16 protein-coding genes are annotated in these 18,653 nt (G+C 61.3%); 13 read left to right on the forward strand and 3 right to left on the reverse strand.

Translation table 11 applies throughout. The features are described from left to right. The first annotated feature begins 444 nt into the window (after positions 1–444). The 13 genes from chrA to ACURWW_RS07275 all read left to right on the forward strand — a co-directional run bounded on the left by chrA (position 445) and on the right by ACURWW_RS07275 (position 16,139). Positions 445–1,641 (forward strand): chromate efflux transporter, encoded by a 1,197-nt coding sequence (chrA, locus tag ACURWW_RS07215; protein ID WP_445616126.1) that lies wholly within the window; start codon positions 445–447, stop codon positions 1,639–1,641. Between the two features lie 123 nt (positions 1,642–1,764). Further along, positions 1,765–2,409 carry a peptide-methionine (R)-S-oxide reductase MsrB gene (gene msrB / locus ACURWW_RS07220; RefSeq protein WP_445616127.1) on the forward strand — a complete coding sequence of 215 codons (645 nt, stop codon included), beginning with the start codon at positions 1,765–1,767 and terminating at the stop codon, positions 2,407–2,409. A 333-nt stretch (positions 2,410–2,742) separates the two neighbouring features. Further along, complete coding sequence (locus ACURWW_RS07225) at positions 2,743–3,771, forward strand: UDP-glucuronic acid decarboxylase family protein (RefSeq protein WP_445616128.1); 1,029 nt, start codon at positions 2,743–2,745, stop codon at positions 3,769–3,771. Further along, entirely contained in the window at positions 3,768–4,877 is a 1,110-nt protein-coding gene (locus ACURWW_RS07230; RefSeq protein WP_445616129.1) for an SDR family NAD(P)-dependent oxidoreductase, read from the forward strand. The genes ACURWW_RS07225 and ACURWW_RS07230 overlap by 4 nt, the downstream gene beginning before the upstream one ends. Next, a complete protein-coding gene (locus ACURWW_RS07235; protein ID WP_445616130.1) occupies positions 4,874–7,024 on the forward strand; it encodes an NAD-dependent epimerase/dehydratase family protein in 2,151 nt (716 codons plus the stop codon). The genes ACURWW_RS07230 and ACURWW_RS07235 overlap by 4 nt, the downstream gene beginning before the upstream one ends. Then, the gene (locus ACURWW_RS07240) at positions 7,008–8,036 is read left to right on the forward strand and encodes an MDR/zinc-dependent alcohol dehydrogenase-like family protein (RefSeq protein ID WP_445616131.1); all 1,029 of its coding nucleotides are present in this window, start codon (positions 7,008–7,010) and stop codon (positions 8,034–8,036) included. The genes ACURWW_RS07235 and ACURWW_RS07240 overlap by 17 nt, the downstream gene beginning before the upstream one ends. Next, entirely contained in the window at positions 8,033–9,130 is a 1,098-nt protein-coding gene (locus ACURWW_RS07245; RefSeq protein WP_445616132.1) for a Gfo/Idh/MocA family protein, read from the forward strand. Before ACURWW_RS07240 ends, ACURWW_RS07245 begins: the two co-directional genes overlap by 4 nt. An 8-nt stretch (positions 9,131–9,138) precedes the next feature. Then, the gene (locus ACURWW_RS07250) at positions 9,139–10,317 is read left to right on the forward strand and encodes a glycosyltransferase family 4 protein (RefSeq protein ID WP_458618457.1); all 1,179 of its coding nucleotides are present in this window, start codon (positions 9,139–9,141) and stop codon (positions 10,315–10,317) included. Continuing rightward, entirely contained in the window at positions 10,314–11,483 is a 1,170-nt protein-coding gene (locus ACURWW_RS07255; protein WP_445616134.1) for a CgeB family protein, read from the forward strand. Before ACURWW_RS07250 ends, ACURWW_RS07255 begins: the two co-directional genes overlap by 4 nt. After that, positions 11,470–12,591: a CgeB family protein gene (locus ACURWW_RS07260; protein ID WP_445616135.1), complete on the forward strand. Its 1,122-nt coding sequence runs from the start codon at positions 11,470–11,472 to the stop codon at positions 12,589–12,591. Before ACURWW_RS07255 ends, ACURWW_RS07260 begins: the two co-directional genes overlap by 14 nt. 86 nt (positions 12,592–12,677) lie before the next feature. Beyond that, on the forward strand, positions 12,678–13,814 hold the full coding sequence (locus ACURWW_RS07265) for a CgeB family protein (RefSeq protein WP_445616136.1): 1,137 nt from the start codon (positions 12,678–12,680) through the stop codon (positions 13,812–13,814). A gap of 214 nt (positions 13,815–14,028) precedes the next feature. Continuing rightward, a complete protein-coding gene (locus ACURWW_RS07270) occupies positions 14,029–14,646 on the forward strand; it encodes a DUF445 domain-containing protein (protein WP_445616137.1) in 618 nt (205 codons plus the stop codon). Positions 14,647–14,750: 104 nt separating this feature from the next. After that, positions 14,751–16,139, forward strand: a complete 1,389-nt coding sequence (locus tag ACURWW_RS07275) for an MFS transporter (RefSeq protein WP_445616138.1) — start codon at positions 14,751–14,753, stop codon at positions 16,137–16,139. 53 nt (positions 16,140–16,192) lie between these two features. On the opposite strand, the gene ACURWW_RS07280 is transcribed toward ACURWW_RS07275, so the two are convergent. From ACURWW_RS07280 to dinB, 3 genes are all read right to left on the reverse strand, one after another. Continuing rightward, positions 16,193–16,651 carry a DUF2383 domain-containing protein gene (locus ACURWW_RS07280; protein ID WP_445616139.1) on the reverse strand — a complete coding sequence of 153 codons (459 nt, stop codon included), beginning with the start codon at positions 16,649–16,651 and terminating at the stop codon, positions 16,193–16,195. Positions 16,652–16,877: 226 nt separating this feature from the next. Continuing rightward, the gene (locus ACURWW_RS07285) at positions 16,878–17,183 is read right to left on the reverse strand and encodes a putative signal transducing protein (RefSeq protein ID WP_445616140.1); all 306 of its coding nucleotides are present in this window, start codon (positions 17,181–17,183) and stop codon (positions 16,878–16,880) included. Positions 17,184–17,277: 94 nt separating this feature from the next. Then, positions 17,278–18,369, reverse strand: a complete 1,092-nt coding sequence (gene dinB, locus ACURWW_RS07290) for a DNA polymerase IV (protein ID WP_445616141.1) — start codon at positions 18,367–18,369, stop codon at positions 17,278–17,280. Positions 18,370–18,653: the final 284 nt, after the last annotated feature.

The following is an 18,653-nucleotide window of genomic DNA, read 5'->3' on the forward strand; positions in this document are numbered from 1 at the left end:
GAACAATAGCCTACGTGAACTGTGCGACCGATGGTCTCATGAGAGCTGACTCGGTCTGAGGCAAGGCGGTGTGCGGCGCTTGTGATTTTCCAGGCTGACGAAACGCATCACTGCGCCAAGTTGACAGACCGTGCGCAAGCAGACGGTTCGACTGCCTGTCTCTGACTACAACGAAACGTGGAACAATCGATGGCGAGGCGCAGCCTCGGACGCACAGTCCACACCCAGCTCTCAGGTCTAGGGCTCACACCCTCCCAGGATCACGGTTTCCAACTCGTTTGGCACGTGGGGTAAAGTCATCCGTTATTTATATCTACAGAAGTTTCCAACCTCTTTGTATTCTAGGGGTTCGTAAACAGCTGATTTTCGGTGCCCTGGGGTTTCCAACTACGTTGTCAATAATCGTAAGCTTGAGAAGCTTGTTCAGCCACACCGGAGGAAATCGTGAACCAGCGCTGGACTCGAATCCGGGAAATCTTCGAAGTTTTTTCGGTGCTCGGGCTGACGTCTTTCGGTGGCCCTGTCGCCCACTTGGGATATTTCCGAGCCGAGTTCGTCGTCGCGCGAAAGTGGTTGAGCGAACAGGATTACGCCGACCTGGTAGCGCTCTGCCAGTTTCTTCCCGGGCCTGCCAGCAGCCAGGTTGGATTTGCGCTCGGCTTGCAACGGGGTGGGTTGCTGGGTGCATTGACTGCATGGGCTGCGTTCACACTGCCCTCGGCCGTACTTCTGGTGGCCTTCGCCTACAGCGGACTGGCGATGCGGGGTGCGATCGGAGAGGCCCTGGTCCACGGCCTCAAGCTGGTTGCGGTCGCGGTGGTTGCACAGGCGGTCTGGGGTATGGCCCGCCATCTTTGCCCGGACCGCAATCGCGCCAGTATCGCGGTCGGAGCGGTTGTGCTCGTTGCATTATTGCCGACGGCGATCGCCCAGATCACTGCCATCCTCTTTGGCGGGCTCGCCGGCCTTTGGCTGTGCAGAAACCTTGAAACGGGCGAGACAGGGCGGCTGCCCATGACCATACCACGCTGCTTCGCCCGGGCTGCCTTACTGTCCTTTTTCGTTCTGTTAATCGGTTTGCCCGCCTCGGCCATGTTTATAACGGCAGACGGGTTGGCCTTGTTCGAGGCATTCTATCGTGCCGGCGCGCTGGTGTTTGGTGGCGGCCATGTGGTCCTGCCGTTGCTGGAGTCCACAGTTGTGGCAAGCGGCTGGGCCGGCCAGGACAGTTTTCTTGCGGGGTACGGGGCAGCGCAGGCCATACCCGGCCCCCTGTTCACTTTTGCCGCCTACCTGGGCGCAGTCGTGAATCTCGACGTGACCGGGCCCGCCGGTGCGACCATAGCGCTGGTCGCCATTTTCCTGCCGGGTATGCTGCTACTGATCGGTGTTCTCCCCTACTGGGATACGCTTCGCGGAAAAATTGTCGCCAGATCGCTGATGGCTGGCGCCAATGCGGCGGTGGTAGGCCTGCTCGCATCGGCGCTTTATGACCCGGTGTGGATCAGTTCGGTCCTTTCACCGCTTGATTTCGCGATCGCCCTGATCGCCTTCGTGCTGTTGAGTGCCTGGAAAATGGCTCCCTGGAAGGTTGTAGTTATCACGGCTGCACTCGGATCCGGTAACTTCCTTCTCATTTAGCACGCTGACCTCTACCACGAATCAAAAGTACCCGGCTCGGTGACAAGAACATTCTGTTCAATCTGCCAGCCGTCGCATTCGTCGTCCGCCGGTGCTTGTCCTTGTTGCCCCGACTTTTCGCTGTTGGCCCGACTTTTTCAACAATCAGTCACCCTGCTGTGTCTGGAAGATGAGGTCAATCTGGTGAATCGTACTCCTGGCGCCACTCGGCGCCGTTTCCTGCAATCGCTGGCCCTTGTGGCGGGTTTCCCGCTCCTTCCTCTGGCTCGCCCTAATCTGGCCGATGAACCGTTTCCCTTCAGTCTGAGCGATGAAGAGTGGCGACAACGCCTGAGCGCGGAACAATACAGGATACTGCGCCGGGCCGGTACGGAACCGGCGGGAAGCAGTGAGCTTCTGCGCGAATCACGCAGTGGCGTTTACGTCTGCGCGGGCTGCGGGCAGCCCCTCTTTTCCTCCCGGGACAAGATACCGGGCAGCACGGACTGGCCCAGTTTCTCCGCGCCAATCAACGAAGATGCTGTGACCCTGAGCGCCGACCAAAGCTGGACGGTGCTGGTTCGGTCGGAGGTGTTCTGCGCCCGCTGCGGCGGACGCCTGGGGCGGGTGTTCAGGAACGAGCCCGAGCCGGGCAGGATGCGGTTTTCGATGAATGGCCGAGCGCTCCGCTTTATTCCGGGAAAGGGTGGCGGTTTACGGGACGAGCTGGCCCCTCTGAACGGGCGCTCTCCTTCAATAGTAAAGCTTGCAAGTGGGGCGCAAAAATAACACGCACACGGCGGTAACAGGGCTCAGTGAACCGGCTCTCCCCCATCCGGGAGTATTCTCGCGACCGAGGGCGAGCGCGCGCCAAGAAGCCTCTTCTTGTTCTTTTCTCCCCTTACATGAGCTTGAAAATTTACCGCTGAGCCTGGCCTCGGTCACACCTCACCCGTGCACTGAAAACCGACCTGTCGCGCGTTTTCCGATGGCACACTTATCGCAGCTCAGCCCCTGATTACATGTGCACGCCATCGAAGGACCGGGACAACAACAAATCAGAGCATGCTGTACCGGGAGGCCGGTTTATTTCCGACGGAGCTGTTTTCAGAGGGAGTTGTAATGGCAGGAGCTAAGCGCAAGCGCATTTTGGTCGCAGGTGGCGGCGGGTTTCTGGGAGCCCATTTATGCCGTCAACTTCTTGAAGCGGGCCACGATGTTGTGTGTATCGATAACTTTTCCAGCGGCAGTCGGCGCAACATCGAACATCTCGAAAGTTTCAAATCTTTTTCGCTTTTCGAACACGACGTGACCGAGCCCTTCGTACTGCCCCACGTCGACGAGATCTACAATCTGGCTTGTGTAGCGTCCCCAGTTCAGTATCAACGCAGCCCGATTCAGGCCCTGCACACCAGCGCCCAGGGGATCGACAATCTTCTTCAGTTGGCTCTGGCGACCGGCGCAGCCATCTTTCAGGCTTCCACCAGTGAGGTGTATGGGAATCCTCTGGTCCACCCTCAAAGCGAAGACTATTTCGGCAACGTCAATCCCATAGGTCCTCGCGCCTGTTATGACGAAGGAAAACGCTACGCCGAAACCCTGTGCATGGATTACGCGCGTGTTCACAAGGTTCGAGTGAGGATCGCCCGAATCTTCAATAGCTATGGACCGTTCATGCAGCCGGACGACGGACGGGTGGTTTCCAACTTCATCGTTCAAGCCTTGCAGAACCGCCCCCTGACCATCTACGGCGATGGCAGCCAGACCCGTTCGTTTTGCTACGTGGATGACATGATCGGGGGCATTCGCGCTCTGATGGACTCATCCGACGACGTGAACGGCCCGGTCAACCTGGGCAACCCCGGCGAATTCACCATGCTCGAACTGGCGGACCTGGTGCTCGAACTGACCGGCTCCAGTTCAAAGGTCGTATTCACCGGCCTGCCCACCGACGACCCGGTGAAACGTTGCCCTGATATCACGCGGGCCAGACACCTGCTGGATTGGGCTCCCAGCGTGAAGTTGCGAGACGGTCTGGAAAAAACCATCGCCTACTTCGACACATTGCTGGGCAATGCCCCGGTCGCGCAACTCAGCAACACCTGGAACGGCACCTACCAATCCCCCAAGACAAGGAAGGCAGCATTGTGAAGGAATGCGTACTGATTACCGGCGGCGCGGGGTTCGTGGGCTCGCACCTCGCCGACCGATTGCTGCGGGAAGGCTACCGCGTTCGAATCCTCGACAATCTGGCCGAACAGGTCCATGGATCCTCCGGCTGGCCCGCCTACCTGGATACGCGCGTGGAGCGGATTGCGGCCGACGTTCGCGACCGGGCCAAGGTGCGTGAGGCGCTGAAGGACGTCAGCGCCGTCTACCACTTGGCCGCTGCGGTCGGAGTGGGCCAAAGCATGTACCAGATCGAACACTACACCGATGTGAACAACCGTGGGACCGCCGTACTGCTGGAAGCCCTTTGCGACAGCCCCGTGAGGAAACTGGTGGTCGCATCCAGCATGAGCCTGTACGGAGAAGGGTTGTACCAGAGCGTTGCAGGCGACGTCTGCGCGCCAGGGGAACGCACCCTGGAACAACTGAAGTCCGGTCGGTGGGAACTGACTGCCAACGGCCAGGAACTGAGGCCCGTTCCCACCCCGGAAGACAAGACAGCGTCTCCGTCCTCCGTGTACGCCCTGTCGAAGTACGATCAGGAAAAACTGTGCTTGATGATCGGCGCCGCCTACAGCATTCCCACCACTGCGCTGCGCTTTTTCAATATCTACGGTCCGCGCCAGGCGCTCTCAAATCCCTATACAGGTGTTTTGGCGATTTTTTCCTCGCGGTTGCTGAATGACAATGCTCCGGTCATTTTCGAGGACGGCCGCCAGCGTCGCGACTTCGTCAGCGTTCATGACGTTACTCAGGCCTGCCTTCTCGCGCTGGAAAAGGACGCGGCCAACGGGCGGGTGTTCAACGTGGGCAGCGGCGAGCACTTCAGCATTCGCGACATCGCCGGGAAAGTCGGCAAGGTCCTGCACAGGGAGATCGAGCCGCAGGTCACCGGGGAGTACCGGGTGGGTGATATCCGCCACTGCTTTGCCGATATTGCCAGGGCCCGCGACCTGCTCGGCTACAGCCCGCGGGTAAAACTGGAAGACGGCCTTGGCGAACTGGCGGAGTGGTTGCGGGATCAGCGCGCCGATGACCGGGTGGAGACCATGCGCCAGGAGCTTTCCAGCCGGGGGTTGAGCCTATGAGCACGAGCACGGATCGCAACCGGTTGGCTCCGGAGCGCCTGGGGCTTGTGGAATATTTCCGGCCCGGAGAGTACGCGCGAGCGGAGCAGTTCATGGAGGATGCGTCAGCCCTGGGGCTGCGCCACTTGCGTTGCATCCTTCCCTGGAGCGATTGGCAGCGGGAAGGAGGCGCCCAATGGTATGAGTGGCTGATCCCACAGCTGGCACGAACAGTCGAACTGCTGCCGTGTCTTTCATTCACCGCGCCACAGCTTGACGGCAAGGGCGAAGTCCCGGATTTGAATGAAGAGCCGGCGGCCTTCGAGGCGTACATTGACGCCGTAGTCGGTCGTTTCGGGGACGCCTTCGAATGGCTTGAGGTGGGCAACTCGCTGGATGATCGCAGCGTGTGGAACTGGAGCGACCCGGAGCGTCGGGCGTATTTCTCTTCGCTCCTTGAAGCGGGAATCGAACGCGCACGCCAGCGCGGAAAGAACGTGGTGCTGGCCGGCCTGTGCCTTGGCCATCCCGAATCGCTGGAGGCGGTTCTGGAAGCCGGCTGGCTGAACCGGGTTCAGGCATTGGGAATCAGCGGATTCCCGGGAACCTGGGATTTCGGCTGGCAACGCTGGCCGCTGGCGGTGCGCCAGTTGACGCGGCAACTCAAGGATAACGACATCCACATCCCCCTGTGGACCACGGCCAGCGGTTACTCCACATGGCGACGGGACGAGGTGCTGCAGGCGCGCAAGCTGGTGGAGGCTTTGCGAGCCTGCGTTGCGCGCGTGTACTGGTATTCCTTCGACGACCTCCCCTCGAAGGAAGACGACCCGGTGGAGTTCGGCAGGAAAAAACTGGGTGCAGACCAGCGCTGCTACCACTTCGGCCTCCGGCGCCCGGACCACAGTCCAAAGTTCGCTTTGCGCATCTGGCAGGAGCGCGGACTGGAAGGACTGGGGGACCTCGTGGACACGCTTTATGGGCGCGATCCGCACCCGGGTGAAGCTCTGGTCAACGCCTTCCACCGACCTCCGGTCAGCACGCAGCAGCGAATCGGGCTCGCCGTGCTGGCGCCGGCGCCTTCACGAAAGCCCATCCTCATCACCGGCGGGGCCGGTTTTGTTGGCAGCAACCTGGCCCAGCGTCTGGTCCGGGATGGTCGCCAGGTGGTGATCCTCGACAATCTGCAACGTCCCGGCGTGGAGCGCAACCTCGAAGCTCTGTTGGCCGCAAACGGCGACGCGATTCAGGTGGAGATCGCGGACGTCCGGGATCTTCCCACCGTGCGCAAACTGGTGCATGGCGCTTCCCAGGTCTATCACTTCGCGGCCCAGGTTGCGGTAACCACCAGCCTGGAAACCCCGCGGGAAGATTTCGAAGTCAATCTCACAGGCACTCTCAACGTGCTGGAAAGCCTGCGGGAGATGCTGAATCCGCCGCCCTTGCTGTTCACCTCCACCAACAAGGTGTACGGCGCGCTGGACGATGTGAGCCTGCGTCGGGCGGGCGACAGCTACGAACCGGACTCGGCGTTCTTCGCCCACGGTATTTCCGAGCAGCAGGCGCTGGATTTTCACAGCCCCTATGGTTGCTCAAAGGGCGCGGCGGATCAGTACGTACTGGATTACGCGCGCAGCTACGGACTGCCGGCGGCGGTGTTTCGAATGAGCTGCATTTACGGTCCGCACCAGTTTGGTACAGAAGATCAGGGCTGGGTGGCCCACTTTCTGATTCAGGCCATGAAGGGCCGTCCTCTGACTCTTTACGGCGACGGTCGCCAGGTTCGCGACCTTCTGTTCGTGGAGGATCTAATCGACGCCATGCTGCTGGCCCAAAAGAAAATGCCGGCCCTGGCCGGACGCGCCTTCAACATGGGCGGCGGCCTGAAGAACAGCGCCAGTCTGCTCCAGGTTATTGCGCGCATCGAAGCACTCACCGGCAGGTCGTGCGATTACAGCTTTGCCGACTGGCGACTGGGGGACCAACGCTACTACGTGAGCGACACGCGGCTGTTCGAAGAACTGACTGGCTGGCATGCCGCAACCGACATCGATACGGGTCTACGGCATCTGTACGGCTGGCTGGAAGAAAAAGGAATCAACACTCCATCCACTCAGCGACCTCTGTCAACGGGAGAAGGAGCACTGCACGGTGGCACAATCAATTAGTTCCGCACTTACGGATCCAGAAGAACACCACGGACACACGCAATCCGCAGCAACCCATCAACACAGCGCTGTTCTCAGCGCACCACAACACTACGACATACAGACCTTGCCTTCGCCGCTGTGTGGCGACGATGAAGTCATCGTGCAGGTGGAGGGCTGTGGTCTCTGTGCGTCGAGCATACCGGTGTGGGAAGGTCGGGCCTGGTTCGACTACCCCATGCCTGCAGGAGCCCCCGGTCACGAGGCTTGGGGTCGGGTGATCGCCCGGGGCGATCGGGTGGACAATGTAATCCCGGGGGAGCGCGTCACTTGTCTCGCGGAAAATGCCTATACCGAACAACTGAGGGTAGCCGCCAAGCGATTGGTGGTACTGCCGCCCGAACTGGATGGAATGCCCTTTCCCGGCGAGGCCATAGGCTGCGCCATGAACATATTCCGTCGCGCCGACATTCAAGCGGACCAGTCGGTTGCCATTATCGGCGCGGGCTTTCTCGGCCTGTTACTGGTGCAACTGGCCGTGGGTGCCGGCGCAAGTGTCACGGTGCTGTCGCGTCGGGAATGCGCGCGGCGGCAGGCGCTGGAACTGGGCGCGGCGGAAGCCTTCGACACCGAGGACTGGTGGGGCAATGCCCAGCGGGTCGTGGAGCGCACGGCAGGGCGTGGTTGCGAACGGGTCATCGAAGTAACCGGTCTGCAGTTCGCGCTGGATATGGCTACGGAAATGATCGGCGAATACGGCAAGCTGGTCATTGGTGGTTACCATCAGGACGACCTGCGCCAGGTCAACATGCAGAAGTGGAATTGGCGCGCGATCGACGTCGTAAACGCTCACGAAAGGGACCCCCGCCGCTGCATGGAGGGCATCGAAATGGGCGTGAAGGCCACTCTCGAGGGGCGCATTCGTCCCCAGGATCTGCTCACCCATAAATTCCCGATGCAGGATATCGACGCGGCGTTCCGCACCTTGCTGGAACGGCCGGAAGGCTTTATCAAAGCCTGGGTGGCGCCATGAGCCAAACCCCGATGAGCAGGGCCGAAGCGGAGGTTCCAGTCACCAACAACCAGGCCGCGCACGGGTCACACCAGCCGGCCACCGATCGCAGTGTGGGGCCCGGCGCCGCGATGAAGCGACCGCGCCTGGGTTTCATGGGAACCGGCTGGATCGGACGCTTGCGGATGGAAGCTCTTCTCGCATCGGACAGCGCCGATTTCTCGGTGGTTTACGACCCCGCCGAAGAAGCGGCGCAGGCGGCTGCGTCCCTGCAAGCTCAGACGCGGGTGGCGAGTTCCTACGAAGCATTGCTGGACCAGGATATCGACGGTGTGGTGGTCGCCACCCCCAGCGCACTCCATGCCGAGCATTGCCTGCAGGCCCTCGCGAAGGGAAAGGCCGTGTTCTGCCAGAAACCGCTGGCGCGGAATCGCGCCGAAACCGAACAGATTCTCAGTGCCGCGCGGGCAGCGGACAAGCTGCTTGCGGTGGACTTTTCCTACCGTCATCTGGCGGGCATGGAACGCCTGCGGGAAATGATTCGGGGCGGAGAACTGGGAAACATCTACGCGGCGAATCTGATCTTCCACAACGCCTACGGCCCCGATAAAAGCTGGTTTTACGACGTGAATTCCGCAGGCGGCGGCTGCGTCATGGATTTGGGGATCCACCTGGTAGACAGCCTCTTCTGGCTGCTGGGACGCTCGCAGGTGGAGCACGTCGAGTCACGGCTCTATCGCCAGGGTCGCCGGATCAAACCGCCGTTTCAGGAAGTGGAAGATTTCGCAACAGCCACTCTCGAACTGGGTGAAACCCACGCGCGCCTGTGTTGCTCCTGGAATCTCCACGCGGGCCAGGACGCCGTGATCGAGGCCAACCTCTACGGGACCCACGGCGGCGCCTCCATTCGCAATGTGGGCGGCTCGTTCTTTGACTTCGAAATCCACCGTTTTGCGGGCACCGCGCGGGAGAAGATCGCAGGCTATCCGGATGACTGGGGTGGTCGGGCGCTCAGCACGTGGGTTCACCAACTGAGCCAGAGTGATCGCTTTGACTGCGAGGTGGAGCAGACGCTTGCCGTGGCCGACACCATCGACCGGATCTATTGCCGATGAAACTGCTGATGACTACGGACACCGTTGGCGGAGTCTGGACCTACAGCATGGAGCTGTGCGGCGCGCTGCGCGAGCGCGGTGTCAGCATCGAACTGGCTTCCATGGGGCGCCGGCTCTCCCCCGAACAACGGGAGGAGGTGGCTGCCCTGCCGAACGTGCGCCTGCACGAAAGCGACTTCCGTTTGTGCTGGATGCACGATCCATGGGATGACGTGGAAGCGGCCGGCAAGTGGTTGCTGGACCTGGAAGCCGAGCTCAAGCCGGATCTGGTGCAACTTAATGACCTGGGCCACGGAGGCCTGCCCTGGCGATCCCCGCTGCTGCTGGTGGGCCATTCCTGTGTGTACTCGTGGTGGGCTGCCGTTAAAAACCAGCAGGCGGATGCTCAGTGGAACCGCTACCGGGAGACCGTGCGCGCCAGTGTGGGCAACGCCGACTGCCTGGTGGCCCCGACCCGCGCAATGCTCGATGCGCTGCTTCAGTTCTACGGCCCGGCAGCGAATTGCCAGGTGATCGCCAACGGTCGCAGCTACCCGCCGCTCACCAGCCGTCACACCGCGCTGCCAGCAGGCGGCGGCCGCTCCCATGCGCGCATGACCCTGATTCACCACGAGGGAAGTGAAGCGATTGTTTTCGCCGCAGGACGGGTCTGGGACGAGGCAAAGAATATTGGCACGCTGGTGGGCGTGGCCGACACGCTGCCATGGCCCGTCTACGTAGCGGGCGAGCAGGCGGAGCCCGGCGGCGAAGGGCAACCGGGACCAATGGCCGGCCCGCGGGCCCACTACCTGGGCTACCTGGACAAAACCGAAATGGCCCGCTGGCTGCGCCGCGCCGGCATCTACGTCGCCCCGGCATACTACGAACCTTTCGGCCTCGGGATCCTTGAGGCGGCCCGCGCGGGTTGCGCCCTGGTTCTCGGCGACATCCCCAGCCTGCGGGAAATCTGGGAAGACGCCGCCTTGTATGTTCCACCTGATCAACCGGACCTTCTGCGCGCCGCCATTTCAGAGTTGGCGCACAGCCCCGCACGGCGAAAGCAGATGAGTGCCCGCGCCTGGCAACGCGCCCAACGTTACACGACAGAGCGCATGGCACGGGACTATCAACGCTGCTATCGGAATCTCATCGATAAACCGGCGGGCAGCAGCCGGGACATTCGCAGTCTGGCAGGAGCCAAAACATGAAGTTCAGCCTGTTCTATCACTCATTGGTTTCCGATTGGAACCACGGTAACGCGCACTTTCTTCGGGGGATTGTCAGTGAGCTGATGGACCGCGGCCATCAGGTCTGCGTTTACGAACCCGCGGACGGGTGGAGCCGGGAAAACCTCCTCCGGGACCACGGGCCGGAACCACTGGCGGATTTTCAGCGCAATTATCCCTCCCTGCAGAGCTACGTTTACCAACGCGAGACTCTGGACCTGGGCAAGGTGGCCGCCGATTCGGACGTGGTGATCGTTCACGAGTGGAACGAGCCCTGGCTGGTCAACGGACTTGGCGAGGAGCGGAAACGCTCCCCCGGAGGATTCCGCCTGCTCTTCCACGATACACACCACCGCATCGTCAGCGATCCGGACTGGCTGCAACGCTTCAAGCTGGATGCTTACGACGGCGTACTCGCCTTCGGCGAGGTGATCAGTGAAGCCTATCGCCATTACGGCTGGAACAATGCGGTGTGGACATGGCACGAAGCGGCGGACACCCGCATCTTCTACCCTTGTGTTCCGAATACCCGCTACCCCCGCGGCGACGTGGTCTGGATCGGCAACTGGGGGGACGACGAACGCACCGCGGAACTGGAGGAGTTCCTCTTCGAGCCGGTGCGCGAACTGGTATTGAAGTGCCACCTTTACGGCGTGCGTTACCCCGGCGAAGTGTTGCAGCGCCTGGCCCGACAGAACACCCTGTACCTGGGCTGGCTCGCCAACTTCCACGTTCCGGATGTTTTTGCCAACCACAAGGTAACGGTGCATGTACCGCGACGTTACTACCGGGAAAGCCTGCCCGGCATACCCACCATTCGACCTTTCGAAGCCATGGCCTGCGGAATCCCCCTGGTCAGCGCTCCCTGGGAGGACAGCGAGGGACTGTTCACCCCCGGCGAGGATTACCTGCTGGCCCGCGATGGTGAGCAGATGAAAGATCACCTGCGCACGGTGCTTCAGGACCGGGACCGGGCCAGCGAACTGGCCGCTCACGCGCTGCATACCATTCGCGAACATCACACGTGTGCACACCGGGTGGACCAGTTGCTCGCAATTCTCGCTCAGTTGGGGCTGCCAGGCGGCACCGCGGCAATGAGCCATCACAACAACCCAACCGAAGGGAGCCGATACTATGCCCAGCGCTGAAGCACAGCTCGCGCCCCTGGACATCGCCTTTTTCGGGTCCAGCCTCCTGTCATCGTACTGGAACGGAGCGGCCACCTATTACCGCGGCATCATCAAAGCGCTGGCGGAGCGCGGCCATCGGGTGACCTTCTACGAGCCGGACGCATTTGAACGCCAGCAACACCGTGACATGGACCCACCCGATTGGGCCCGCGTCGTCGTCTACGAAGCCGATGAAGAGAGCGCGGCCCGCGCGCTGCGCCAGGCAAAGGGCGCCGACATTGTGGTTAAAGCGAGCGGCGTCGGAGTGCTTGATGAGTGGCTGGAGCGGGAGGTACTGCGGCTCCGAGAAGGAACCGGAACCCGGGTCATCTTCTGGGACGTGGATGCGCCGGCCACCCTGTCCCGGGTGCACAACGATCCCAACGATCCCTTTCGGGCGCTGATTGGACAGTATGACTTCATCCTCACCTATGGCGGGGGTGATCCCGTGGTGCGCGCCTACAGGGAGCTGGGCGCCCGTGCCTGCCATCCCATCTACAACGCTCTCGACCCGGACACCCACTTCCCCGTGGACCCGGACCCCGGCTTCCAGGCCACTCTCGGATTTCTCGGTAACCGCCTGCCTGACCGGGAGGCGCGAGTCCACGAGTTCTTCTTCAAAGCAGTCGCGGCCCTGCCCGGTTCCACCTTTCTGCTGGGCGGCAGTGGCTGGGAGCAACACGCTCCCCAGTTTCCCAACCTGCGCTACCTGGGCCATGTCTACACGCGGGACCATAACGTCTTCAATTGCAGTCCCCTGGCGGTTCTGAACATCAACCGGGACAGCATGGCGCAAACGGGTTTTTCTCCGCCCACCCGGGTGTTTGAAGCTGCGGGGGCCGGGGCGTGCCTGATCATGGACCGCTGGCAGGGCGCCGAGCTGTTTCTGGAACCGGGCACAGAGGTCCTGCTCGCCAGCAGCGGCGACGAAGTGGTTGCCCATTTGCAGGAGCTGACGCCAGAGCGCTCACGCGCCATCGGCGAGGCCGCGCGCCGGCGGGTGCTGGCGGAGCACACTTACCGCCACCGCGCGCTGCAGTTCGAGGAGCTGATGAGCCAAGGCACCAAAGCCCGGAAGACAGCCTGATTCGGACCCCGGGCGGGCGAGCCAGCAAACTCACGCGCGGGTGCTATTACCCGCTCACCCATTGAACGGACAGGGAACGATTTTCCATGGAACTGAATATTGTTGTGTTCGGGCTATCGATCACCTCCTCGTGGGGCAACGGCCACGCAACCACCTTTCGCAGCCTGATCAAGGCACTGAATGCGCGCGGGCACCACGTCAGCTTTTTCGAGAAGGACGTATCCTGGTATGCCCACAACCGCGACATGCCGGAGCCGCCGTTCTGCGAAACCATTCTGTATCGATCGCCGGACGAAGTTCAGCGTTACGAGCAAACCCTGGGCGAGGCGGATCTGATCATCATCGGCTCCTTTGTGGCGGACGCCCAGGAGATACTGCACCGGGTGCGGGAAGTGACCCCCGTCTGTCTCGCCTTCTACGACATCGATACGCCGGTCACCCTGGGCAAGCTGGCGCGCCAGGATTACGAATACCTCCACCCCGACATGATTCCCGAATTCGACCTCTATCTTTCCTTCACGGGCGGCCCGGTCCTCGAGAAACTCGAGAGCCGCTGGGGCGCGCAGCGAGCGCGACCATTGTATTGCTCGGTGGATCCGGAGCTGTATTTCCCCGAGACCCGCACCGACCCACTGCCCTACACGCTCGGCTATCTGGGCACCTACAGCGACGACCGCCAGCCCACTCTGCAGCGCCTGCTGATCGACAGCGCCCAGCGAATGCCCAAGGCGCGCTTCTGTGTCGCGGGCGCTCAGTATCCCCGCGAGATCAACTGGCCCTCCAACGTGAAACACGTGGAGCACATACCGCCGCGGGAGCATCGGGCGTTTTACAACGGGCAACGCTTCACCCTGAATGTCACCCGGCAGGACATGATCGGGGCCGGCTACTCTCCCAGCGTGCGGCTGTTCGAGGCAGGCGCCTGCGCGATTCCGGTCATGAGTGATTACTGGGACGGCTTGGAGCATTTTTTCAGTCTCGGCGACGAGATACTGGTAGCCCAGACCACTCACGAAGCTCTTGATATCCTCAACATGGACGAAGACTCGCGACGCAGGGTTGGCGAGGCCATGTACCGCCGGGTGCTGGAAGAGCATACCTGCGATCACCGGGCCATGGAGCTGGAGGAGTATTGGCGGGAAGCGGCCCGCCCCCCGCTGCCTTCCACCGGTGCCACATCGTTCCGGGAGCCGATCAGCGGGGGCCGGGTCGCGAGCCGCTGAGTTTTCCGACCGCGGGCGGTGAAACGCCGCCCGATGAACATCCCGCGCCTTCGTCACTCAAAGTCGAAACCCTGTAGCACCGGCGCTTCGACTCAGGTCATGAATCCCCAGCCGCTTAAGCGTACACTGAGAGCATCGGCCGACGCTCCGGACCGTAATCTCAGTGTATCGGCGGCTGCGGGCGGCGGCCGGCAAGCGGAAACGAATCTCTGTAATGAATCTGGATGAATCCCTCGCAATCTACTCCCTGCCTTTCATCACAGCTCTGATCGGATGGGTGACCAACTACATCGCGATCAAAATGCTGTTCCACCCGCGGGAGCCCAAAAAGCTGCTGTTTTTTACTCTCCAGGGGATCCTGCCCCGCCGCCAGGAGGACATCGCCGTGCAGTTGGGCAGGATCGTCGCCACGGAGCTGCTATCCTCCGATGACCTGATTGAACAACTGACCAATGAACGCAGTCGTTCCATTTATGCGAAGTTCATCGACACCCAAAGCGAGAAGTTCATCCGGGACAAGCTGCGCAAAGCGATACCCGTATCCAGCCTGCTGCTTCGCTCCCGGGCGCTGTCCAAGTTGAAGAGCGCTTTCGCAGACGAACTGATGGTGCAGCTCCCCGCCCTGGTGGAAACCCTCACCACCCCGAAAGAAGGGGCACTGGATATCGAGCAGCTGGTGGAGGACCGGGTGAGGGCATTTCCCACGGATCGTCTGGAACGAATCCTGTACCAGATCGTCGCCAAGGAGTTTCATTTTATCGAGCTCCTGGGTGCGGTGCTGGGCTTCATCATCGGCGTGCTGCAACTGGCTTTTATCCTGATTGCACGCTAAACCTTCATCTGCAACATTTACATGTATGCAACCGTAGCGGGCCAAAAGCCCTCGCCGCAATGCGGTGCTGTGAAACCGAACCCAAAAGGACCCAATTCGGCAGTATGAAAACCGTTATTCTCTCTGTGACCGCCCTGTTCATGAGCCTTGCCTTGCTTGTCAGCGGCAATGCAATGCTCAGCACCCTAATCTCCCTGCGCCTGGACATGGAGGCGGTGAGTGATACCACCCTCGGCCTGGTGCTGGCTTTCTACTCCCTGGGGTTCGTGCTTGGAGCCACTTACGGGGTCAACATCATTCGCCAGGTGGGTCACATTCGCGCTTATGCGGTTTACGCGGCCCTGGCCTGTGCCACCACCTTGCTGCACCCGCTGGTGGTCAACGCGGAAGCATGGATGGTCATGCGGCTGATCATCGGGTTTTGCCTCGCGGGGTTGATGACGGTAACCGAAAGCTGGATCAACGACCGGGCCACCAACGAGTCGCGCGGCAAGCTGCTGAGCGTGTATACCATCAACTTCTATCTTGCGTCATCCCTCGGCCAACTGCTTGTGGGGCTCAACAATCCCGCTGAGTTCGTCGCCTATACGGTGGTGGCCATGCTGGTGGTCATGTCCCTGGTCCCGCTTTCACTGACCCAGAGCCTGATCCCTACCCCGCCCAGTCATCACGCCGCACTCGGGATGCGGGACCTCGCAAAACACGCGCCGTCGGGTTTGACGGGTGCGCTGATTTCCGGCCTTTCGCTCGGCGCCTTTGTGGCTCTCGGACCGGTCTACGCCTCGCGCGCGGGTCTGCCGCTGACGGAGATTTCGCGCTACATGGGCTTCACGATCGTCTGCGCGATTCTTCTGCAGTGGCCCGCAGGCTGGCTTTCGGATCAAAAAGGACGGTTACCCGTGCTGGTCGGATTGTTGCTGGTGGGGGCGCTGACGGCGGGCGGTGCCGCCCTGGTCGGCCAGCAGTCCACTGTAGCCCTGTTCGGCTTGAGCGGGGCGTTCTTTGCCCTGACTGCGAGTATCTACCCCATTAGCGTCGCGCTCACCAATGACAACCTGCCCCAGGATCAACTGGTAGCCGCCTGCGCAACCATGTTGCGGGTGTACGGAATCGGCACCATGGCCGGCCCGTTGCTGATCGCCTTTCTCATGGGGGTCATCGGGGACGCGGCGCTGTTCTCGATGATTAGCGCGGCCATGCTGGCCGGTGCCACACTGATTCAGTGGGTCTTCCACAAGGGCGACGAGGTGCCGTTGGAGGATCAAGTGGAGTTCGTGACCACCAACCCGATTTCCACACCGGTGCTGACCGAGATCGACCCGCGCAACGAAGAATTCGAACAGCACCATCCGGGGGAACCGGCGGAATGGGATATTGCGGACAAGCTGGAGATGCTGATGCCCGACCCCGAAGAGCTGCACGAAGAAGCGGGCGAGCCCGTCGATGGAGAAGCGGTACTGGAGCCGGAAGACGAAGAAAGCCGGCCCGCCTGAACGTCCGGCTGGACTGTAATGCCCGGCTCCGGACTGGAGCCGGGTCAGCAGCATCAATGCAGGCGCTTCACCTGCTCTTCGATCGCATGCATGGCGTCGTGGCTGCGCTGCTGCTCAGGCATGATCTCGTCCTGAATAAAACGCTGCAGATCCGGGGACAACTTGCTCACATCGCGCCGGTAGTCGTCACGACCACGATCCTCACCTTCTTCAAGCGTCGAAATCGCAGACTTTTCGCCGAACAGTCGCGAGCCGCCCTCCAGCATCTTGGCGACGCTGCCCCACATACCCGAGCTGTCGGCCGGCGTTCCGCCCAGAGACTGGATGCGCTGACGCAGCAACTCCGCGCGGCGCTGATGAGAGCGCTGCAGTTCCGACAGGCTTGTGGAGATGTCCGGGCTATCCGCCTTCCCGATGCATTGGGAGTAGGTTTCCACGGCGGCGAGTTCATTTTTCAGGAACGAGTTAAGCGTTTTTACATCACTTTCACTATGCTGACCTGCTGTAGCCATATCATCCTCCTTTTCTGACGCAGGGACAGATAGGTCAGGTGAGGCAACAACCGCGCCAGCGGGCTGCTCGCGCCAGAGCTTCCCGCTGTACAGCCCTTCAAACCCGGACTTTTCGGCGCTTCACACCAGGCGCATCGCGCGCCACCAAAGCTGCAAAGGTAAAGGAAAACCGCGAGGCACAGCGCTACCGGCTGCACGGCTTACAAAGATCCCTGACGCGCCCCACTCAGGCGGGTCTCTCGTGCTGACACTTCCAGCAGTGCTCGAAGCTCGCTGTGTTCTGCTCGCCGCAGCCGGGGCAGGTCCAATCTGAGCTTCGGTTGTCAGAATAGGCGAATTCGATGAGTTTGCGGGCCGCTTCGAAGGAGGAATCCCGCACCCAGATCTCCGGCCACGCTTCGATGGGCGCCAGCTCTCCAATGGCTCCGCCGGCGAATTCGTTGCGCAACTCGGTTTGGATTCCCGCGTTTTCCACAATATTGCGGGCGTTCTCCACGAGCAGGCGATTGGGGTGGGTGTACAGGAGCTTCATGGGCGATTCCAGTTGGAGGTATCCGCGAACTGTTCCGCGCCGCCTTAACCGGTGGGGCGCGGGCCAAGCATACCACTCGCCAGCCACGGCGGTCTCAGTGGTCGAAAAGGTCCAGCTGACGCAGCAAGCCGTCATCCTCCAGGTCCAGCAGCCGGACCCCCAGGCCGAGCAGGCGGACAGGCTGGGCGCGCCGCTGCCACGCTTCGCTGCAGAGGTTGTGATAATCGTCCAGATTGAGCCCGGTGCCGGCCCGCTCCAGAGTGGTGGTAGTGAAGTCGGTGAATTTCACTTTGACGAAGGCCTTCACCACCCGATAACGCTTGTCCAGGCGACGCAGGCGACTGCGCAGCTGCATGTATAACGCGGGCAACTCATTCAGACAGCGTTCGACGCTCTGCAGATCCGCGGGATAGGTGTGCTCCACGCTGACCGACTGCCGGCTGCGGGTTGACTTGACTGGACGGTCGTCCACTCCGCGGCTTAGCTGATGAAGGCGCAACCCCATGGAACCGAACTGCCGGACCAGGCTCAGTTCGTCCACGGCCTGGAGTTGGCCACAGGTTTCCACCCCCATGTTGTGAAGCTTCTGGGCGCTGACGCGACCGACGCCGTAGATTTTGCTAACCGGAAGATCGCGAACGAAGTCGGCGACTCCACCAGGCTCGATGACAGTAAGACCGTCGGGCTTGCGCCAGTCGCTGGCAATCTTTGCCAGGAATTTGTTCGGAGCAACACCGGCTGACACCGTAATGCCCAACTGGTCCCGGATCCGCTGGCGAATCTCCTGCGCGATCAGGGTAGCGCTCCCCTTGCACTGGGTGGTCTGGCTGACGTCCAGGAATGCTTCATCCAGAGACAGAGGTTCCACCAGATCGGTATAGCCGTGGAAGATCTCCCGAATTTGTAACGAAACGTCCCGATAGAGGTTCATATTCGGGGGAACGATCAACAGATCCGGGCACAGGCGTCTGGCCTGGGCGGAGGGCATCGCGGATCGGACGCCATGACTGCGCGCTTCGTAGTTGCATGTTGCGATCACGCCGCGCCCCTCGGATGCCCCTCCGACGGCGAGCGGGCGTCCCCGAAGGCTGGGGTCCTCGCGCATCTCCACAGCGGCAAAAAAGCAATCCGCATCACAGTGGATGATCTTGCGCTGGATCTGGTTGTTCTGTTCGCTGCCTTCCATCGAAATCCGCTGTATCTGAGTCCAGGCACAAACCCGCATTGAAGGTTCCTGCGCTCCTGCTCACGGCCGGCACTGGTGGCGGTTCGCCCGTGCATTGCTCTCGCGCGCAAAGAGGAAGCAGGTTGTTAACTGTACGTGCGCACAGTTATATACGCAATTTTTTTCGTTTTACGGCCGCGATCTTTCGCGATTGGGGCCTCGGTTTTTCTTCCCAGGCAACCGAGCCGGGAGCACCGGTTCGTCAGCTGTAAGCCCTTGCCGGCCAAAAAAAACTTGACCTTTAC

This window comes from Gilvimarinus sp. F26214L (genome assembly GCF_054401055.1).

Coding starts and splice junctions, on each gene's coding strand:
- ACURWW_RS07245 (WP_445616132.1), top strand. CDS start 8,033: ATGAGCCAAACCCCGATGAGCAGGGCCGAAGCGGAGGTTCCAGTCACC.
- ACURWW_RS07225 (WP_445616128.1), top strand. CDS start 2,743: ATGGCAGGAGCTAAGCGCAAGCGCATTTTGGTCGCAGGTGGCGGCGGG.
- ACURWW_RS07265 (WP_445616136.1), top strand. CDS start 12,678: ATGGAACTGAATATTGTTGTGTTCGGGCTATCGATCACCTCCTCGTGG.
- ACURWW_RS07260 (WP_445616135.1), top strand. CDS start 11,470: ATGCCCAGCGCTGAAGCACAGCTCGCGCCCCTGGACATCGCCTTTTTC.
- ACURWW_RS07270 (WP_445616137.1), top strand. CDS start 14,029: ATGAATCTGGATGAATCCCTCGCAATCTACTCCCTGCCTTTCATCACA.
- ACURWW_RS07235 (WP_445616130.1), top strand. CDS start 4,874: ATGAGCACGAGCACGGATCGCAACCGGTTGGCTCCGGAGCGCCTGGGG.
- ACURWW_RS07255 (WP_445616134.1), top strand. CDS start 10,314: ATGAAGTTCAGCCTGTTCTATCACTCATTGGTTTCCGATTGGAACCAC.
- ACURWW_RS07285 (WP_445616140.1), bottom strand. CDS start 17,183: ATGAAGCTCCTGTACACCCACCCCAATCGCCTGCTCGTGGAGAACGCC.
- ACURWW_RS07275 (WP_445616138.1), top strand. CDS start 14,751: ATGAAAACCGTTATTCTCTCTGTGACCGCCCTGTTCATGAGCCTTGCC.
- dinB (WP_445616141.1), bottom strand. CDS start 18,369: ATGGAAGGCAGCGAACAGAACAACCAGATCCAGCGCAAGATCATCCAC.
- ACURWW_RS07280 (WP_445616139.1), bottom strand. CDS start 16,651: ATGGCTACAGCAGGTCAGCATAGTGAAAGTGATGTAAAAACGCTTAAC.
- ACURWW_RS07250 (WP_458618457.1), top strand. CDS start 9,139: ATGACTACGGACACCGTTGGCGGAGTCTGGACCTACAGCATGGAGCTG.